The sequence below is a fragment of the Caldicellulosiruptor sp. DIB 104C genome, from assembly GCF_028198085.1.
Taxonomy (GTDB): domain Bacteria; phylum Bacillota; class Thermoanaerobacteria; order Caldicellulosiruptorales; family Caldicellulosiruptoraceae; genus Caldicellulosiruptor; species Caldicellulosiruptor saccharolyticus.
The window spans coordinates 79,109-96,458 of record NZ_CP116337.1 but is presented as its reverse complement, the minus strand read 5'-3'; the positions used below and the strand labels follow the sequence as shown (position 1 = coordinate 96,458).

The window sequence follows — 17,350 nt, the reverse complement described above, 5'->3', positions numbered from 1 at the left end:
GGTATCACAGATTCTTAAAACGACTTGAAAATTTATTTTTTTTAATGTAGAATATAACCACAACTAAATATTGCTATTTCCTTTGGTTATGTTAAAAGGGAGTAGCACCGCAAAAGCCTTATCCTCAACATTCGCGAGAAGGTTTTTTTCGCCTTCTCTGGGGATAAGGGCCCAACCAAAGATTTGGGCGTGCGAGACTTTTAACATGTGATGTTGACTGTCACATGTTAAAAGTCTTTTTTATTTGCCTTCTAAAAAGATGATTTTAAAACCAAAATAGTTTTTGATGGGGAACTTCTAAAAACTAAAGACTCTATAAAATACTCATGAGGAGGGGGAATTCAAACTTGAACCAAAACATCTCTAATTTTCACTCAAAGGACATAGAAACAATTTTGGAAAACCTCAAAACCACTCTAAATGGACTTTCATCCGAAGAAGCTGAACAAAGGCTTAAAGTGTACGGAAAAAATATAATTGAAGAAGGAAAAAGGAAATCATTATTTGTTCTTTTCTTGGAACAATTCAAAAACGTGATGGTACTTGTACTCATTGCTGCTGCAGTCATATCAATCCTTCTTGGCGAGGCAGCAGATGCTGCAATTATTGTAGCCGTCCTGCTTATCAACGCAGTCTTTGGAGTTGCACAAGAGTTAAAAGCTGAAAAAGCAATAGATGCGCTCAAAAAACTTAATATGCCATATGCCAAAGTCTACAGAGATGGACATTTGATGCAAATCAGAACCGATGAAATAGTGGTTGGAGATATAATTGAAATTGAAGCGGGGGATATTGTCCCTGCAGATTTAAGACTCATCGAAGGTGTTAATCTTAAAATTGATGAGTCAGCTTTAACTGGCGAATCTGTTCCTGTTGAAAAAGAGGCAAACAATGTTCTTGACCAGTCAACCCCTCTTGCAGAAAGGACTAATATGGCTTTCATGGGAACTATTGTAACATATGGCCGAGGAAAAGGTGTAGTTGTTGCAACAGGAATGAAAACAGAGATAGGCAAAATTGCAAACTTTGTAAATATCCAGTCCACAATTGACACCAAAACTCCTCTTCATGAGAAGTTAGAAGAAATTGGCAAATATCTCACATTTGGAATACTCGCAATTGCCTTTATTGTTTTTGTGACAGGACTTCTTTACGGTCGAGAGACGTTTGAAATGTTTTTAACAGCTGTGTCATTGGCTGTTGCTGCAATTCCTGAAGGTCTTCCTGCTGTGGTGACAATTGTCCTTGCAATTGGTGTTCAAAAAATGGCAAAACGAAATGCTATCATAAGAAGACTGTCTTCGATTGAAACCTTAGGAAGAGTAGAAGTTATTTGTTCTGATAAAACAGGGACACTTACTCAAAATAAGATGAATGTTGTAAAAATTTATTGCAATGATAACCTGGTTGAGAACTTTGAACATGAAGATAATACAACAAAGACTTTACTTCACATAATGGCACTTTGCAATGATGTAAAGGTAGACTTGATTAATAAACATCCTCATTTTATTGGCGACCCGACTGAAATTGCCTTGGTAAAATTTGCCTATGAAAAAGGCTTTAACAAGATTGCAATTGAGAAAGTATTAAAGCGAGTTTACGAAATACCTTTTGATTCTGTCAGAAAGATGATGACAACTGTGCATGAAATTAGAAATGATGAAAAACTCTTTGTGTTTTCTAAAGGTGCTGTAGATGTAATAATTAACAAATGCAAGTTTGCAATGGTAAATAATGAAATACTACCTCTTGACGAAAATATGCATTATAGTATCTTGCAGGCAAACAAAGAAATGTCCTCCAATGCGCTTAGAGTTTTAGCTTTTGCATACAAAGAAATTGATAGAACTCAATTAGATGACAAAAATGCTATTGAAGACAATCTCATCTTTATAGGACTTGTTGGAATGATAGACCCACCACGCCCTGAAGCTTACAATGCAGTTGAGGTATGCTATCAAGCAGGTATCACACCTGTGATGATAACAGGAGACCACAAAGACACAGCTGTAGCAATTGCAAAAGAATTGAAGATAATTGATACAAACAAAGACGAACTTTCGCAGGTTCTGACAGGCAGTGAAATTGAAAAATTAGATGATCAGCAATTAAAAGAAAAAGTAAAAGAGGTAAAAGTTTACGCAAGAGTGTCTCCAGAGCACAAATTAAGAATTGTTAAAGCGTGGAAAAGTCATGGTAAAATAGTCGCTATGACAGGTGATGGAGTGAACGATGCACCCGCTTTGAAAGCAGCTGATATTGGAATTGGCATGGGAATAACAGGAACAGATGTAACAAAGAATGTATCTGATGTTATCTTAGCAGATGATAACTTTGCAACAATTGTTGCAGCTGTTGAAGAAGGAAGAAAGATTTATGACAACATACGAAAGACCATTCAATTTTTGCTTTCATCAAATATTGGAGAAGTTGTAACACTGTTCTTTGCAACACTTTTAAACTGGGTAGTATTATACCCAATTCATATTCTCTGGGTAAACCTTGTGACTGACACTTTCCCAGCTTTAGCACTCGGTATGGAAAAAGCAGAAAGTGATGTAATGAAGAGAAAGCCGAAGAAAACTCAAGAAAATATATTTGCTGGTGGGCTTGGCTTTTCAATTCTGTATCAAGGTTTTTTAAAAGGCTTGATAACATTGCTAGTATTCTCTATTGGAAACAAATTATATGGTCACAACACTGCCATCACCATGACCTTCATGCTACTGAGCCTCATACAACTTACTCATGCATACAATGTGCGTTCAAACATAAACTCGCTATTTAAATTGGGAGTGTTTTCTAACAAATACCTAAACCTTGCTTTTATAGCTTCATTCTTGCTTCAGGTTGTAGTGCTAATAGTTCCACCGCTTAGAGAATTATTCAAGCTGACCTCTTTAAACTTTGAGCAGTGGACAATCATAATCTTAGCGTCACTTTCTATAATCCCTATTGTGGAAGTAGTAAAATACTTTACACGTCACTTTCATAAAGAATAAGATCAAAATATGCTTCTGAAAAATTTAGCATTTGCCTTCACTTGACACTTTTTGTATCAAAGTAGTATTCTTATTAAAGTATTAACTTGAAACACTAACGATAGAAAGGGATGACTAAGGGTGGCAATATCATATGTTATAAAGCTGATTTTCTCTTTGTTTATAATACTTTTTGGTTGCACTTTTTTCACAAATGCAGTTGAATGGTTTGGCAAAAGAATGAACTTAGGGCAAGGGGCAGTTGGAAGTATCCTGGCAGCGGTTGGAACTGCCCTTCCTGAGACCATAATACCTATTATTGCAATTCTGTTTGCCAAAGGAGAAAGTTCACATGATGTTGGTATTGGGGCAATTGCCGGCGCCCCTTTTATGCTCGGTACTTTGGCTTTTTTCATAACTGGACTTGCTGTAATAGTCTACACTCTTTTTAGAAAAAGAACATTGAAGATGAATGTTGACTTGAGTGTATTTGAGCGTGACCTTACTTATTTTCTCATTGTATATGGAATTGCAGTTTTGACAACATTTATTCACAATCACAAAGTTATAAGAAAAATAATTGCAATTGGATTGTTTGTAGCTTATCTTATATATGTAAAAAAGACACTTGCAGATGAGAGTGAAGACACCGAAAGAGAAGAATTAGAAGAACTTTATTTTACAAGGTTTTTAAAACTTCCAAACAACCTTTTGTGGATACTTTCTCAGCTACTTCTTTCACTGGTATTTATCATCTATGGTGCGCATTTGTTTGTTGAGTATGTTCAGAAAGTTGCGATGTTGATTGGTGTACCTGCACTAATACTTTCTATAATAATTACACCTATTGCAACAGAGCTACCTGAAAAACTAAACTCTATTATCTGGATTGGAAAGAAAAAAGACACTCTTGCACTCGGAAATATCACAGGTGCAATGGTATTTCAATCCTCTGTTCCAGTTGTATTTGGAATAATATTCACACCATGGAATTTAAAAGGTATAACAATGTTTTCAGCTATCTTAGCATTTATGTCTGCTCTTTTAAATCTTACATGGGTTAAGATTAAAAAATCTGTAAATCCATTTGCACTTTTGTTTGGTGGGGTTTTATACTTGATCTTCTTAGGATATATCTTTTTATAATCTTTTGAATAGATTTTTCCATTTAAATGAGTTATAATTATAGTCAAGTTGTATTTTAACTTTCGTGAGGAGATAAAGATGAGTGATAGAGAAATCTTAGAGCTTATCTTACAAAAGGTTGAAACCTTGGACCAAAAGATTGACAGGCTTGAGGCAAGGCTTGACAGACTTGAAGCGAAAGTCGAAAGCCTTGAAAAGAGAGTCGAAAGTCTTGAAAAAAGAGTCGAAAGCCTTGAAAAGAGAGTGGAAAATCTTGAAAAGAGAGTTGACAGTCTCGAAAAGAGAGTTGAAAAATTAGAACTTCAAGTTGCAGAAAATACTCAAATCTTAAAAGCATTAGAACATTTAGCGCAGGTAAACAAAGCTGAACATGACAACTTTACTCACCAGCTTGCAAGGATGGAAGGTTTGTTGAATTCTGTAATTTCAAATAACAGCAAAGAACACCAAGCTCTATTTAAACAAACTGAAGAGAATACTCAAAAAATTGTAAAACTCGAAAAGGATATGACAATTATTGAATCTGTATGTGGAAAGAATATGCAAGATATCGCATTTTTAAAGGGTGTGAAAATTTAGAAGATACATAAATCTTAAAGCAATAAGGGCTCTCTGCAGAGAAGCGGAGAGTCTTTTTTGTTGAAAAAGTTATATTTGTCCACTCAGATATTCTGAACAAGCCAAATGATTCTCCCCTGTGATTTGAATAGCTTTTACAAATGACCAGTCAAAATGCACATCGCATCTTTGGAATCGTGGTAAATTGTTGCTTTCTCATTGTTCAAGCGTGCACCGCAGCCTGTGATAAGCAAGAATCTTATTAAAGCTTGTATGTGATAGCTAAAAGGAGATATTCAAACGAAACTGAGCAAAAAATAATTTAACAAATTGTTCACACATTATGTTATAGTTTATACTATAATTAAAACTGTACAACTATATACATTGTCAATCTGAGGAGGGATATTTTTGATAAAGGTTGAACACTTAACCAAAAAGTATGGTCAGCACTATGCAATTCACGACATCTCATTTGAAGTGCAAAAGGGGGAAATTGTTGGTTTTCTGGGTCCAAACGGTGCTGGAAAATCTACCACCATGAACATCATAACAGGGTATTTATCACCTACAGAAGGAACAGCCTACGTTGACGGATTCGACATCTTAGAAGAGCCCGAAGAAGTGAAAAAAAGAATTGGATACCTGCCTGAAAACCCACCGCTTTATATGGACATGACTGTGCAAGAATACCTTGATTTTGTGAGCGACATTAAAAAGGTAGACAAAAAAGAGAAAAAAAGAAGCATGGACAAGATAATGGAAACTGTTGGCATTGCCCATGTGAGAAACAGGCTCATAAAAAATCTTTCAAAAGGTTATAAGCAAAGAGTTGGACTTGCCCAGGCTTTGATTGGAAATCCTCCTGTTTTGATTCTGGACGAACCTACAATCGGCCTTGACCCAAAGCAGATAATTGAGATTAGGTCTGTGATAAAGAATCTTCGAAGTGAGCACACAATAATCTTAAGCTCTCACATTCTGCCAGAGGTCAGTGCTGTCTGTGAAAGAGTTCTGATAATCAACAAAGGAAAGATAGTTGCAAGTGACACACCTGAAAATCTATCTAAAAGACTTACCCACGGAAGCAAACTTCAGATAAGAGTATTAGGTCAAAGGCAAAAGGTTTATGGAATACTTGAAAAGGTACCGGGTGTAAAATACATAGAATTTATTGGTCCAAAAGAACCAAACACCGTTGAGGTCATTGTTGAATCAGAAAACGATGTAGATATAAGGGCAGATATATTCTATGCACTGAGCGAGGCAAAACTTCCTATTCTGATGATGAGAGCGGTTGACCTGACGCTTGAGGAGATATTCCTGCAGCTTACAACTGAGGAGAAGGAGGCTGAAGCTGTATGAGTGCAGTTTTGAAAAAAGAGTTAAAAATATATTTCTCAACACCGACAGGATACATATTCATGGGATTTTTCCTTTTGATTTCAGGATTTTTCTTTGCAGTGTCAAACCTGTTTCCAGCAAGCCCGAACTATACATCAGTGCTTGGTAACATAACGTTTATATTCTTAGTTGTTGTGCCAGTGCTTACAATGAGACTATTAAGTGAAGAAGCAAGAACAAAGACAGACCAGCTTCTTTTAACATCGCCATTAAAACTTACTGAGATTGTGCTTGGTAAGTATTTGGCTGCTGTTACTGTTTTTGTGATCACCATTGCAGTTACAGTATTGTATCCCATAATACTTTCTTTTTACGGTGACATTCCTGTGGCAGAAACCTTGGGTGCATATATAGGATTTTTCCTTCTTGGCTGTTCATTTATCTCAATAGGTCTTTTTATATCATCACTGACAGACAACCAGTTCATTGCAGCTGTGGTGACATTTTCTGCCCTGCTTTTGACATGGGTTATAGACTGGCTGGAAAGTGCTCTTCCAACAGATAGAGTTGCAGGGTTTGTATTTGTTCTAATCCTTGTAGGACTGGTTAGCGCGTGGATTTACCTCACCATAAGAAACATAATTGTTAGTGTATCTGCAGCAGCTATAGGAGCGGGAGCATTTGTTGCCGTATACATTTTAAAACCAGAGTTTTATGACAATGCTATAGTTAGGTTCTTCAAATGGTTCTCACTTCTAAGCAGATATCAAAAATTTACAAATGGACTTTTGGACTTATCATCAATAGTTTACTATCTATCTTTTATATTTGTGTTCATATTCCTTACAATTAGAGTGCTTGAGAAAAGAAGATGGAGCTAAAAAAGGGGGAAGAAATGGTGAAGCTTGATTTAAAGAGTATAAAAAGCTCATTTAAGACAAGAAAGTTCAAATATGGCGGATACGCTGCTATGCTGACTGCATCTGTAATTGCTATTCTGATAGTTCTAAACCTTTTAGTAGGTCAAATTCCAGCAAAGCTTGACCTTACACATAACAGACTGTACTCACTTTCAAAGCCCACGATTGACCTTTTGAAAAATCTAAAAAAAGATGTGACAATTTATGCTCTTTTCCCGGCCGGAAATGAAAACCCTGTGATTTCTGAGTTTATCCAGAAATATGCTGAAAAATCCTCGCATGTAAAAATCAAATACATAGACCCTTATAAAAACCCAGGTTTCGTTAAAAAATATGACACAAGTGGTTCAGGAATTGATGAAGGTTCGCTTATTGTTGAAAGCGGCACTAAATTCAGAGTAATAAACAGATACGACATGGTTGACTATTCATACAATGAGCAGACAGGCGAATCAAACGTAACTGGTCTTACAATTGAACAAAAACTGACACCTGCCATCTTGTACGTTACATCTGACAAAAGCCCTGTTTTGTATGAACTAAAAGGTCATGGAGAGGACACACTTGTTGGGCTTGGCATTTCAAGCGAGATTGAAGCTGCAAATTTTGAAATAAAGGATTTAAATCTTCTTACTGAAAAAAGTGTTCCGCAGGATGCATCGGCTGTTGTAGTTATCTCACCTAAGACTGATATATCTGACATAGAGTTAAAGAAACTAAAAGATTATATAAACAGTGGTGGAAGAGTTCTATTTTTGATGGACCTTCTCAAAGATGAACTCAAAAACTTTAACAGCCTTTTTGAAAGCTTAGGAGTAAGGCTTGAACATGGTGTTGTTATGGAAGGAGATAACAACTACAATGCAGGCAATCCAGTATGGATATTGCCAAAGCTTGAATCACATGACATTGTAAACCCAATAGATTTAAACAATATGTATATGCTCTTACCAAGTGCTCAACCAATTGTTGAGACAAAATTTAAAAAAAGAACAATTACTATTGAAAAACTTCTTACAACAACTTCAAATTCGTGGCTCAGAAAGGACTTAAAATCAACATCGCTTAGCAAAGAAAAAGGTGATATTAGCGGACCATTTACCTTAGCTGTTGCAATTACAGATAAAGCTGATGCTCTCAATACCAAGCTCAGACCAAGAGATGCAAAGGTCGTGATAGTTGGCAATGCAATGTTTTTAAATGCTCAGTTTTCTAAAAACGTCCCTGGAAACTTGAACTTTGTGGTAAATAGTCTTAACTGGCTACAGGATAAAAAAGAAACCCTGCAAATCCAACCAAAAGACCTTACAACTTTCAGGCTCAATATTAGTACAACACAGGCTATGGTCTGGGCAGCAATAACTGTTGTTGGAATACCAATTGCTATTCTGGTATTAGGTTTAACTGTATGGCTGAGGAGGAGACATCTATGAGAAAGAAAAAAAACAGGCTTATTACAATTGTGTCAGCACTTCTGGTTTTGGTTCTTGTAATTGGTGCGTACTTTTATGTAAGCTACTTGAATAAGAAAAAACAAGAGGCTGAAGAAAAAAAGTCCTCTTCAGCCTCTGTTACCATAACAAATTTTGATAGAAACAAGATTACAAAGATAGATATTAAGCACGATGGCATTCACCTTGTGCTCGAAAAGGTCAAAGACAAGTGGATTGTAAATGGAATCAACAACCCTCTTTATTTCGACCAGGACAAGATAGACGACATAGCCTTTTCATGCGCTCAAATGACAGCCGAAAAGGTTGCTGACACCAACCCCAAAGACCTTAAAAAATACGGTCTTGACAATCCAAAATCAATTGTTGAGGCAACACTCAGCGACGGTAAAAAAGTTACATTTTATCTTGGGTCAGAGACACCAATAACTTCCACTTATTATTTAATGAAAAAAGGTGACCCAAAAGTTTATGTTGTGTGGACAAACCATGCAGAAAATTTTACCATAAAACCTCAGAAGCTTCTGAGTGTTAAGATACCAGAGATTGATACTCAAAATATTACGTATGTAAAACTTGTAAGAAAAGGACAGCCAACAATTGAAATCAAAAAGGTTGATGAGAAAAATCCTAAAGATAATGAATGGAAGTACTATATTAGACTGTGGAACTTGGTTCAGCCATACAGCCAGCCAGTGGGAGTTGCAAGCGATAAGTTTTCAGAATTTATTGAAAATGTTCCAAATTTCAGTCCTGAAGATATAGTTGGAGAAGATGTTTACAATCCTAAGTACGGGTTGCAATCGCCAAGGATTGAGCTCATTGTAAAGGACAACAAAAACACTTTGCATCTTTTTGTCGGCAACAATGCAAATGATTCGACTGTTTACTGCAGAATGGCTGACTCCAAAGTTGTATTTACAATGTCAACTTACAAGACAGATTTCATGAATACCATAAAGCCTTTTGACCTCATAGAAAAGTTTGCTTATATTGTAAACATCGATTATGTTGACAAGATTGAAATCTTCACAAAAGAGAAGAAGCACACTCTTATACTTGACAAAAAGCTCATCAAAAAAGCAAGAAGCGAAGAAGAAGCTGATGAGTACAAATATAACTTCCAGGCAGACGGTCGAAAGATTGATGAAGATACATTCAAAAAATTCTATCAGGAAATCATTGGTCTTTTAATTGACGGTGAAAACGACAAAAAGCCGACAGGCACACCTGAAGTGACCATGAAGTTTTATCTTGTCAACAAAAAAGTTGATGTGATGCAGTACATACCTTACAACGACGATTTTTACATGGTTGTTCGAAACGGAAAGTCTGATTTTGTGATTGCAAAAGAGCAGGTTCAAAAGGTGCTAAAAGATTTAGAGGACCTGGTTGCAGGCAAGTATAAACCACCAGAAAATTAAGAGTTCAAAAAATGGGAGCTGTCACAGAAAAAAGTTGGCAGCTCCTTATTTTTTCTTTTGTTTAATCTTAATATCCTTATATTGTTTTTAGTTTTTTGATATTGTATGTCTACATGTTGATAAAGTAAAATGAATAATGTACACAAAAACCACAGTAATTTTAAAACATGTGAGGTGGATTTATATGCTTGACAAAAATTACTATCAAAATCCAAAAATTCAGCATATAAACAGAGAAGAGCCAAGAAGTTCTTTTATACCTTTTGACAATCATCAAAAAGCTTTAGAAAATGAATGGGAGCTTTCAAATCTTTTTAGGCTACTGAATGGAAAGTGGTATTTTAAACTTTTTGAAAAGCCATGCATGGTAACAGAGGATATAATCTTGGCAGATACAAAAAGTTGTAATTTTGACCAGATTATTGTCCCAAGTAACTTTCAGATGTTTGGCTATGACATACCAATTTATACAAATACCAGATATCCCATCCCTGTTGACCCACCGTTTGTACCAGATATAAACCCAACAGGTGTCTATAAAAGAGAATTTTATATTTCTCAAGAAGACTTAGACAAAGAAATATTTGTTGTATTTGAAGGGGTAGACTCAGCATTTTATGTATATATTAACGGTAAGTTTGCTGGTTTTTCAAAGGTCTCTCACATGATGCATGAGTTTGACATAACAAGATTTGTCCAAGAAGGAAGAAATACTATCACAGCTATTGTTTTAAAATATTCAGATGGAACTTACTTAGAAGACCAAGACAAATGGCGAATGAGTGGAATATTCAGAGATGTGTATCTTCTTCTGCGACCAAAGGTGTTTGTAAGAGATGTGTATTTAAAATCAACTTTGAGTGATGACCTCAAAGAAGGACACTTGACTGCTGAGATTGAAATTGAAAACAGAAGCAATGACCAAAAAGAATTCAGTGTAGAGGTACAAGTTTTCTTTGATAAAACTTTAATCAAAAGCTCAAACAAATCGTTAAGACTTTCTGCCTCTGGCAAGCAAGAGATCACTTTTGAATTTCAAATTGAAAATCCAAGACTATGGAGTGCAGAGCTGCCCAACCTTTATACATTAATTGTAGCATTGAAAGATAGCTCCGGCGGCATGTTGGAAATTATTCCTCAAAACTTTGGATTTAGGAAAATCGAAATAAAAGATGGCGTGTTTTACCTAAATAATGTTCCAATTAAACTCAAAGGTGTCAACAGGCATGACATGCACCCGAGAGTTGGATTTGCAGTGACAAGAAAGATGATGCAAGAAGACATAACCTTGATGAAACAGCACAATATAAACTGCGTAAGAACCTCACACTATCCCAACCATCCTTATTTTTTAGAGCTATGCGACAGATTTGGTATTTATGTGATTGATGAAGCTGATTTGGAAACACATGGATTTGGAGCAGTTGGTGACTGGGGACTTTTAGCAAAAGACCCAGTGTGGGAAGATGCGTTTGTTGAAAGGGCAAAGATGATGGTAAAGAGGGACAAAAACCATCCATCAATCATCATGTGGTCGCTTGGAAACGAATCTGGCTATGGCCCAAATCATGATAAAATGGCACAGTGGATAAGGTCATATGATAATAGCCGTCCTATTCATTATGAAAGTGCCCGTGATGCTGAAGTTGTGGATATTGTAAGTGTAATGTACCCTCCAGTAGAAAAACTTGAAGAAGAGGGCAAGAAGCAAGAAAAAAGGCCATTTTTCATGTGTGAGTATGCACATGCAATGGGCAACGGTCCTGGAAACCTCAAAGAGTACTGGGACGTGATATACAAATACCCAAGGCTTTTAGGTGGATGTGTGTGGGAGTGGGCAGACCACGGAATTTTGACAAAGATACCTGATGGGAAAGAGTACTATGCCTACGGCGGGGATTTTGGAGATGAGCCAAACGACGGTAACTTCTGTATAGACGGACTTCTTTTCCCCGACAGAACTCCATCTCCAGCCATGTTCGAGCTCAAGAAAGTTTACGAACCAGTTGTTATTGAGCTTTTAGATAAAAAAAGAGGAATTTTCAAGATCACAAACAGGTATGATTTTATATCTTTGAATCACATTGAAGTTGAATGGGAACTTCTGTCAGGTGGCAGGGTTGTAAAAGAGGGCTTTGTTGATGTGAGCGATGTTCTTCCCCGCTCTTCAAAAGAGGTCAAAATCGATGAACTCAAAGAAGTTTTAGAAAGCAGCAGAAAAGAGCTTTTTATTACCTTCACAGCAAAGCTTAAAAATTCACTGCCTTGGGCAAAAAGAGGTTTTGTTATAACAAAATCTCAGATTGCACTTATAGAAGACACTCCTCAAGATGCCGTACAAAAAATTGAGAAGGTAAATGTTATTTTCTCAAAGCAAAACAGGTTTGAAGTGGTAAATTTTTACGATAAGCTTGAGGTTTTTGCTGGCAGCACAGTAGCAGAGTTTTGCAGATGGACAGGTGATTTGATAAGCTTAAAATACAACGGTCTTGATTTTATAAAATCCTCGCCAAGGTTCAATCTCTGGAGGGCTCCAACAGACAACGATGTGCACATCAAAAATGAATGGATAAAAGCTGGATTTGACAAGCTTCAAAGAAGAATTGTAAATGTCAGCTTTGAAGAGCACAGCGAGTACTTCAAAGTACAAACAACTTCGGTATATGGCGCATATTCAGTAAAACCTGTATTTGAAGTAACCACAAGCTACAAGGTTTTCAAATCGGGAATTGTAGAGACAAATGTGTATGCGCAGGCTTTAAGGCCGCTTCCGCCACTTCCAAAGATAGGACTGCAATTTATGATGCCAAAAGAATTTGAGTATGTCAAATATTACGGAAGAGGCCCTCATGAAAACTATCCCGATATAAAACAGAGCGCAACTGTAGAAATATATGACATGGCTATAAAAGACATGTACGTTCCATATATAATGCCCCAGGAATATGGAAACAGGTGCGACGTTAGATGGGCGTTTGTATACAATATATACGGAATAGGACTTTGTATTAAAGGCATCCCTACATTTAACTTCAGTGCAAGAGAATATACTGATGATGTACTCACAAGAGCAAAACACACATATGAGCTGACAAAAGCAGATGGAATTGTTGTGAATGTAGATTACAAGATTGGTGGTATCGGGAGCCAGAGCTGTGGCCCCGGCCCGCTTGAGAAGTACTTAATCAAAGATGAGAAATTTGAATTTTGCTTTTATATGATACCTGTTGATAGCAATAGTTTGGATGTTGAAAAGCTGTGGTAAGAATAAAAAAGGGGTATGCTCTTTTTTGCCTTGTTGCCAAAGAGCATACCCCTACATTTAGCAAATACTTAATTTCCCTCTCACTCGGCAATCAGATTCATTGTATTATTCAGACTCAAAATCTTAGAATAATCTGCTGTATCTTTTGCCCTGCATCTGTAAAACTCTACATTTTCACAATTGTTAAGTTCAAAAGCAACACCTTCCTGTTCCAGCACAGTAACATTCATAAATCTTATATTCCTCACAGTATTTATGACAAACCCTCTTTTTGCCATCGGTTCTAAATAGCTCATCATAGCAGGAAGTTCAGGCTCAGGGTTTTGTGCCATCTCAACTGTGACATTCGAAAATACAACATCTTCAATTGGCATCTCTGTAAGACCATACAAAAATCCAGCTGCTGCTCGCGCCTGCCTTACAATCACATCGCTTATATAAATTCTTCTTACAATTGGAGTTGTACTGTCTACAGGATAAGGAGACTTGTCCCAAACTCTCTTTTCTTTTCCGCCTTTGCCACAGTGATAGTACATATAAAACGCAAATGGACAGATTACATTCTTCATCACAATGTTTGAAACTCTTATATCTTCAACAATCCCACCTCTTCCACGGCGGGTTTTTATTCTTATTCCCCTGTCTGTACCCTCAAAAATGCAGTTTGAAATGACAACATTTCTAACACCACCGCTCATTTCACTGCCAATGACAATTCCACCATGACCATGTGCCATTATGCAGTTTGTAATTGCTATATTCTCACAAGGAATCCTCACCTTGCAATCTTCTGTTCCGGATTTTAAAGTTACACAGTCATCGCCAACATCTATGTAGCAGTTTGAGATTCTAACACCTTCGCAAGACTCAGGATTTATCCCATCTGTGTTAGGAGAATCATAAGGGTTTTGAATCTTGACATTGTGAACTGTGACATTCTCACATTCGATTGGGTTTACCGTCCAGCTTGGTGAATTGACAATCTTTATTCCTTCAATAGTCACATTTTTGCACCTGTAAAAGCAAACTGTCCTTGGTCTTGGATATTTTAGTTCTTTATTTCTGTGAAGTTTCCACCACATTTCACCCTGCCCATCTATTGTGCCAAATCCAACAACTGCAATGTTTTCTGCATTTTCGGCATAAATTAGTGGAGAGTATGCTTCTTGTTCTTCTCCTTCCCATCTTGTATAAACTAAAGGAAAATCATCCAGGTCGTTGGAAAATTTCAATGTAGCCCCACTTTCTATATAGAGGGTTATATTGCTCTTCAGATGAATGGGACCGGTTAGATAAACTCCAGCAGGTACATAAACCGTCCCACCACCTTGCTCCCAACTTGCTTCAATCGCCTTTTTGAATGCTTCTGTATCTTTTACCTGCCCATTTCCCACCGCTCCAAAATCACGAACATTTAAAAACATCAGGGTTGTCCTCCTTTTAAAAATTTTCTGTTCCACAACTTATTTGAATAGTCTTTCAATCCATGCACTTGCCTTTATAAACGCCCCAACACCTTTGAGGTCGTTTGTCTTTATTGGCTCGCTTATATAGTACTCAAAAGAACCATCTCTATACGGATTTCCACCCAAGCCTGCTACCATGCAAACACCATTGAGATTCAAAAGCCCCTCTTCATCCTCTTCAACAAACCTGTAGATTATTCCTTCATACGCTCTTTCAAGTGCTTTTACATAACTGCAGTCCAAATACCCCTTTTCTATACCCTTTGCAAGTGCATATGCAAACATGCAAGAAGCTGATGCTTCTGGATAATTTCCATTTCTGCCTATAAAGTTAACAACTTGGTACCAAACACCTATCTCAGGGTCTTGATACTTCAAAACAGCGTCAATTAGCTGCTTGAAGATAGCCAAAATTGTTTCTCTTGACTGATGGTCTTGCGGCAGAAAGTCAAGGACATCAACTGCGGCCATTGCAAACCAGCCCATTGCCCTTCCCCAGAAATTTGGCGAGCAGCCTGTAATCTTGTTTGCCCATCTTTGCTCTCTTCTCTCATCCCAGCCATGGTAGTGGAGACCTGTGACAGGGTCTCTGGTATGTTTTGCACACAAGATTACCTGCTTTGCAACATCGTCATAGATCTCGTCTGCCTCGTCCTGTCCTATTAACGTTGCGTATTCAGCATAAAAAGGTGATGCCATGTAGATACCATCAAGCCACATTTGATGTGGGTAGATTTTTTTGTGCCAAAAACCGCCTTCCACTGTCCTTGGATGGGACCTGAGCTGGTCGCGTAGAAGCTGAGCTGCCTTTTTGTATTTTTCTTCGCCTGTTTTCCTATATAGAAACAGAATTGCTTTTCCATTGTTTATATGGTCTATGTTGTACTCCTCTTTAGAATACTTCTTTATTGACCCATCCTCATTCACAAAGGAGTCTATATTTCTTTTAATGTATTCGTAATACTTCCCATCTTTTGTCATCTCATAAACATATTCCATTCCTTTAAAAACAACACCATAGTCATACTGCCATTTATCAGTAAGGTTCGGAAACTTTTTAATAACACTGTCTGACATCCTAATAGAGTAATTCTTCTTTACAAGCTCCTTTAACTTTTTCAACACTCATCTTCCTTTCTAAAGTTTTCAATCTTGAAATAATCAAAGTCAGCATAATCTGATTGGATAACTCCATTTTTTCCAGAGGTATTTATACAGAAAAGCCCTATTTTTGAACCCACCCAAATAGCCTCTTGTGGTATGAACTCTGTACCGAAATCTGTAAATTTTTTACCATCAAAACTGAATGAAAACTTACAAACGGCTCCTTCTTTAACACTGATTTTTAAAAAAACCTGAGATGTTTCTATTGGCATCTTAGCCACTGTATTCTCAATCACATCTTCTTTCACATCTCCTAAAACTTGTACAAGACTTAACTTCTTTTGTCCCCTTTTTATTCCAATAGAAGAATATCTACTGCCGCTCATTATTATGCCAGCATAAGAACCCTCTTTATTAAAATTAACCTCAAGTTTTACAATTGCTATAAATTCAGGTGCTGGAATTTTTTGTAGTAAAAGATTTGGCATAAAGAATATACTTTTTACTTTATTGTTATTTGTCAGATTCCCAACCGCATATAATCTCAAATAGCTTTTTCTCTTTTCAAGTGAATACCAATTATCTTGAGGATTTGCATGCCACTGCCATTGTAGTGAAATTTGGGGTTTGTCAAAATGGTCTGAACATTCCAAGTAAAAATCATATTCATTTTTGTAGTTTGTGTTTGGCTTTCTATACTCTTCAACAGGCTCTCCAATACCATCCCCATCTACATCAATGCCAATCAGTGGCCAATTATCTTCCCATCTCATGGGCTGAAGATGGACTACCCTTCCATACGGACCTCTGTCTTGAAAATGCACAAACCAGTGCTCACCTTTTTCTGTCTCAACCCATGCACCTTGATGAGGACCATTTATTTTGGTCTTTCCCTGATGAAGCACTATCTTCTCTTCGTACGGCCCATAGATATCCTTCGATCTCAGAACCGTCTGCCACCCAAATTTTACTCCTCCTGCAGGTGCAAATATGTAATAATAACCATTTCGCTTATAAAGTTTAGGTCCTTCAATTGTCGGCTGTGTTTTTGCACCATCGAAGACGATTTTACCCTCATCTAATACCCTCAATCCGTCTGCTGATAACCTTGAGACACAAAGTTTGCTATTAAACCCTATCCTGCTCTTTGCAAAGGCATTTACAAGGTAAGCATTTCCGTCTTCATCCCAAAAAGGACATGGATCAATCCATCCCTTTGCTGCTTTTACCAAGTGGATATCCGACCATTTGCCAAACGGGTCATCTGTATAGCATACATATATACCATTATCAGGCATACTAAAATATATGTAAAACTTCTCTTCATGATATCTAATTGCAGGTGCCCATATACCTTTACCTATCTGAGGAGTATCATACTCAGGTGAAGGAAGTCTCTCAACTGCGTAATTTACAATTTTCCAATTGATTAAATCCTTTGAATGAAGTATGGGAAGACCTGGCACGCAGTTGAAACTTGACGCAACTAAAAAATAGTCACTGCCAACCCTGATTACATCAGGATCTGAATAGTCAGCATGTATTATGGGATTTTTATACCTTTCTTCATCTACGTTTGGGTCCCATAATGTTGGAATCACTAGTATCTCACCTCTTGTTTGCTGCTTTCTTAAAAATAAATTTATCGAGGGCTGCCTAAACAACAATTATTGCTCTATATTATGAGA

Annotated in this window: 11 protein-coding genes; 8 read left to right on the top strand and 3 right to left on the bottom strand. The window is 37.0% G+C overall.

The genetic code is table 11. The features are described 5' to 3' along the window. Positions 1-347: 347 nt before the first annotated feature. From PGC14_RS00385 to PGC14_RS00350, 8 genes are all read left to right on the top strand, one after another. Entirely contained in the window at positions 348-3,005 is a 2,658-nt protein-coding gene (locus tag PGC14_RS00385) for a calcium-translocating P-type ATPase, SERCA-type (RefSeq protein WP_271629219.1), read from the top strand. A gap of 120 nt (positions 3,006-3,125) precedes the next feature. Then, entirely contained in the window at positions 3,126-4,130 is a 1,005-nt protein-coding gene (locus PGC14_RS00380) for a sodium:calcium antiporter (protein WP_271629218.1), read from the top strand. A gap of 78 nt (positions 4,131-4,208) precedes the next feature. Further along, the gene (locus tag PGC14_RS00375; RefSeq protein WP_271629217.1) at positions 4,209-4,709 is read left to right on the top strand and encodes a coiled-coil domain-containing protein; all 501 of its coding nucleotides are present in this window, start codon (positions 4,209-4,211) and stop codon (positions 4,707-4,709) included. Between the two features lie 390 nt (positions 4,710-5,099). Next, entirely contained in the window at positions 5,100-6,053 is a 954-nt protein-coding gene (locus tag PGC14_RS00370; protein WP_011915961.1) for an ABC transporter ATP-binding protein, read from the top strand. Continuing rightward, positions 6,050-6,913, top strand: a complete 864-nt coding sequence (locus PGC14_RS00365) for an ABC transporter permease (RefSeq protein ID WP_271629216.1) — start codon at positions 6,050-6,052, stop codon at positions 6,911-6,913. The genes PGC14_RS00370 and PGC14_RS00365 overlap by 4 nt, the downstream gene beginning before the upstream one ends. Positions 6,914-6,927: 14 nt before the next feature. Continuing rightward, positions 6,928-8,385, top strand: coding sequence for a GldG family protein (locus PGC14_RS00360; RefSeq protein WP_271629215.1), 1,458 nt, complete (start codon positions 6,928-6,930; stop codon positions 8,383-8,385). Beyond that, positions 8,382-9,827 carry a DUF4340 domain-containing protein gene (locus PGC14_RS00355; RefSeq protein ID WP_011915958.1) on the top strand — a complete coding sequence of 482 codons (1,446 nt, stop codon included), beginning with the start codon at positions 8,382-8,384 and terminating at the stop codon, positions 9,825-9,827. The genes PGC14_RS00360 and PGC14_RS00355 overlap by 4 nt, the downstream gene beginning before the upstream one ends. A 184-nt stretch (positions 9,828-10,011) precedes the next feature. Further along, positions 10,012-13,092: a glycoside hydrolase family 2 TIM barrel-domain containing protein gene (locus PGC14_RS00350; protein ID WP_271629214.1), complete on the top strand. Its 3,081-nt coding sequence runs from the start codon at positions 10,012-10,014 to the stop codon at positions 13,090-13,092. Positions 13,093-13,172: 80 nt separating this feature from the next. On the opposite strand, the gene PGC14_RS00345 is transcribed toward PGC14_RS00350, so the two are convergent. The 3 genes from PGC14_RS00345 to PGC14_RS00335 are packed head-to-tail and all read right to left on the bottom strand — an operon-like array spanning position 13,173 to position 17,263. Next, on the bottom strand, positions 13,173-14,516 hold the full coding sequence (locus tag PGC14_RS00345) for a glycoside hydrolase family 28 protein (RefSeq protein WP_011915956.1): 1,344 nt from the start codon (positions 14,514-14,516) through the stop codon (positions 13,173-13,175). A gap of 39 nt (positions 14,517-14,555) precedes the next feature. After that, a complete protein-coding gene (locus PGC14_RS00340; RefSeq protein ID WP_271629213.1) occupies positions 14,556-15,680 on the bottom strand; it encodes a glycoside hydrolase family 88/105 protein in 1,125 nt (374 codons plus the stop codon). After that, entirely contained in the window at positions 15,677-17,263 is a 1,587-nt protein-coding gene (locus PGC14_RS00335) for a glycoside hydrolase 43 family protein (protein WP_271629212.1), read from the bottom strand. Before PGC14_RS00335 ends, PGC14_RS00340 begins: the two co-directional genes overlap by 4 nt. Positions 17,264-17,350 lie beyond the last annotated feature (87 nt).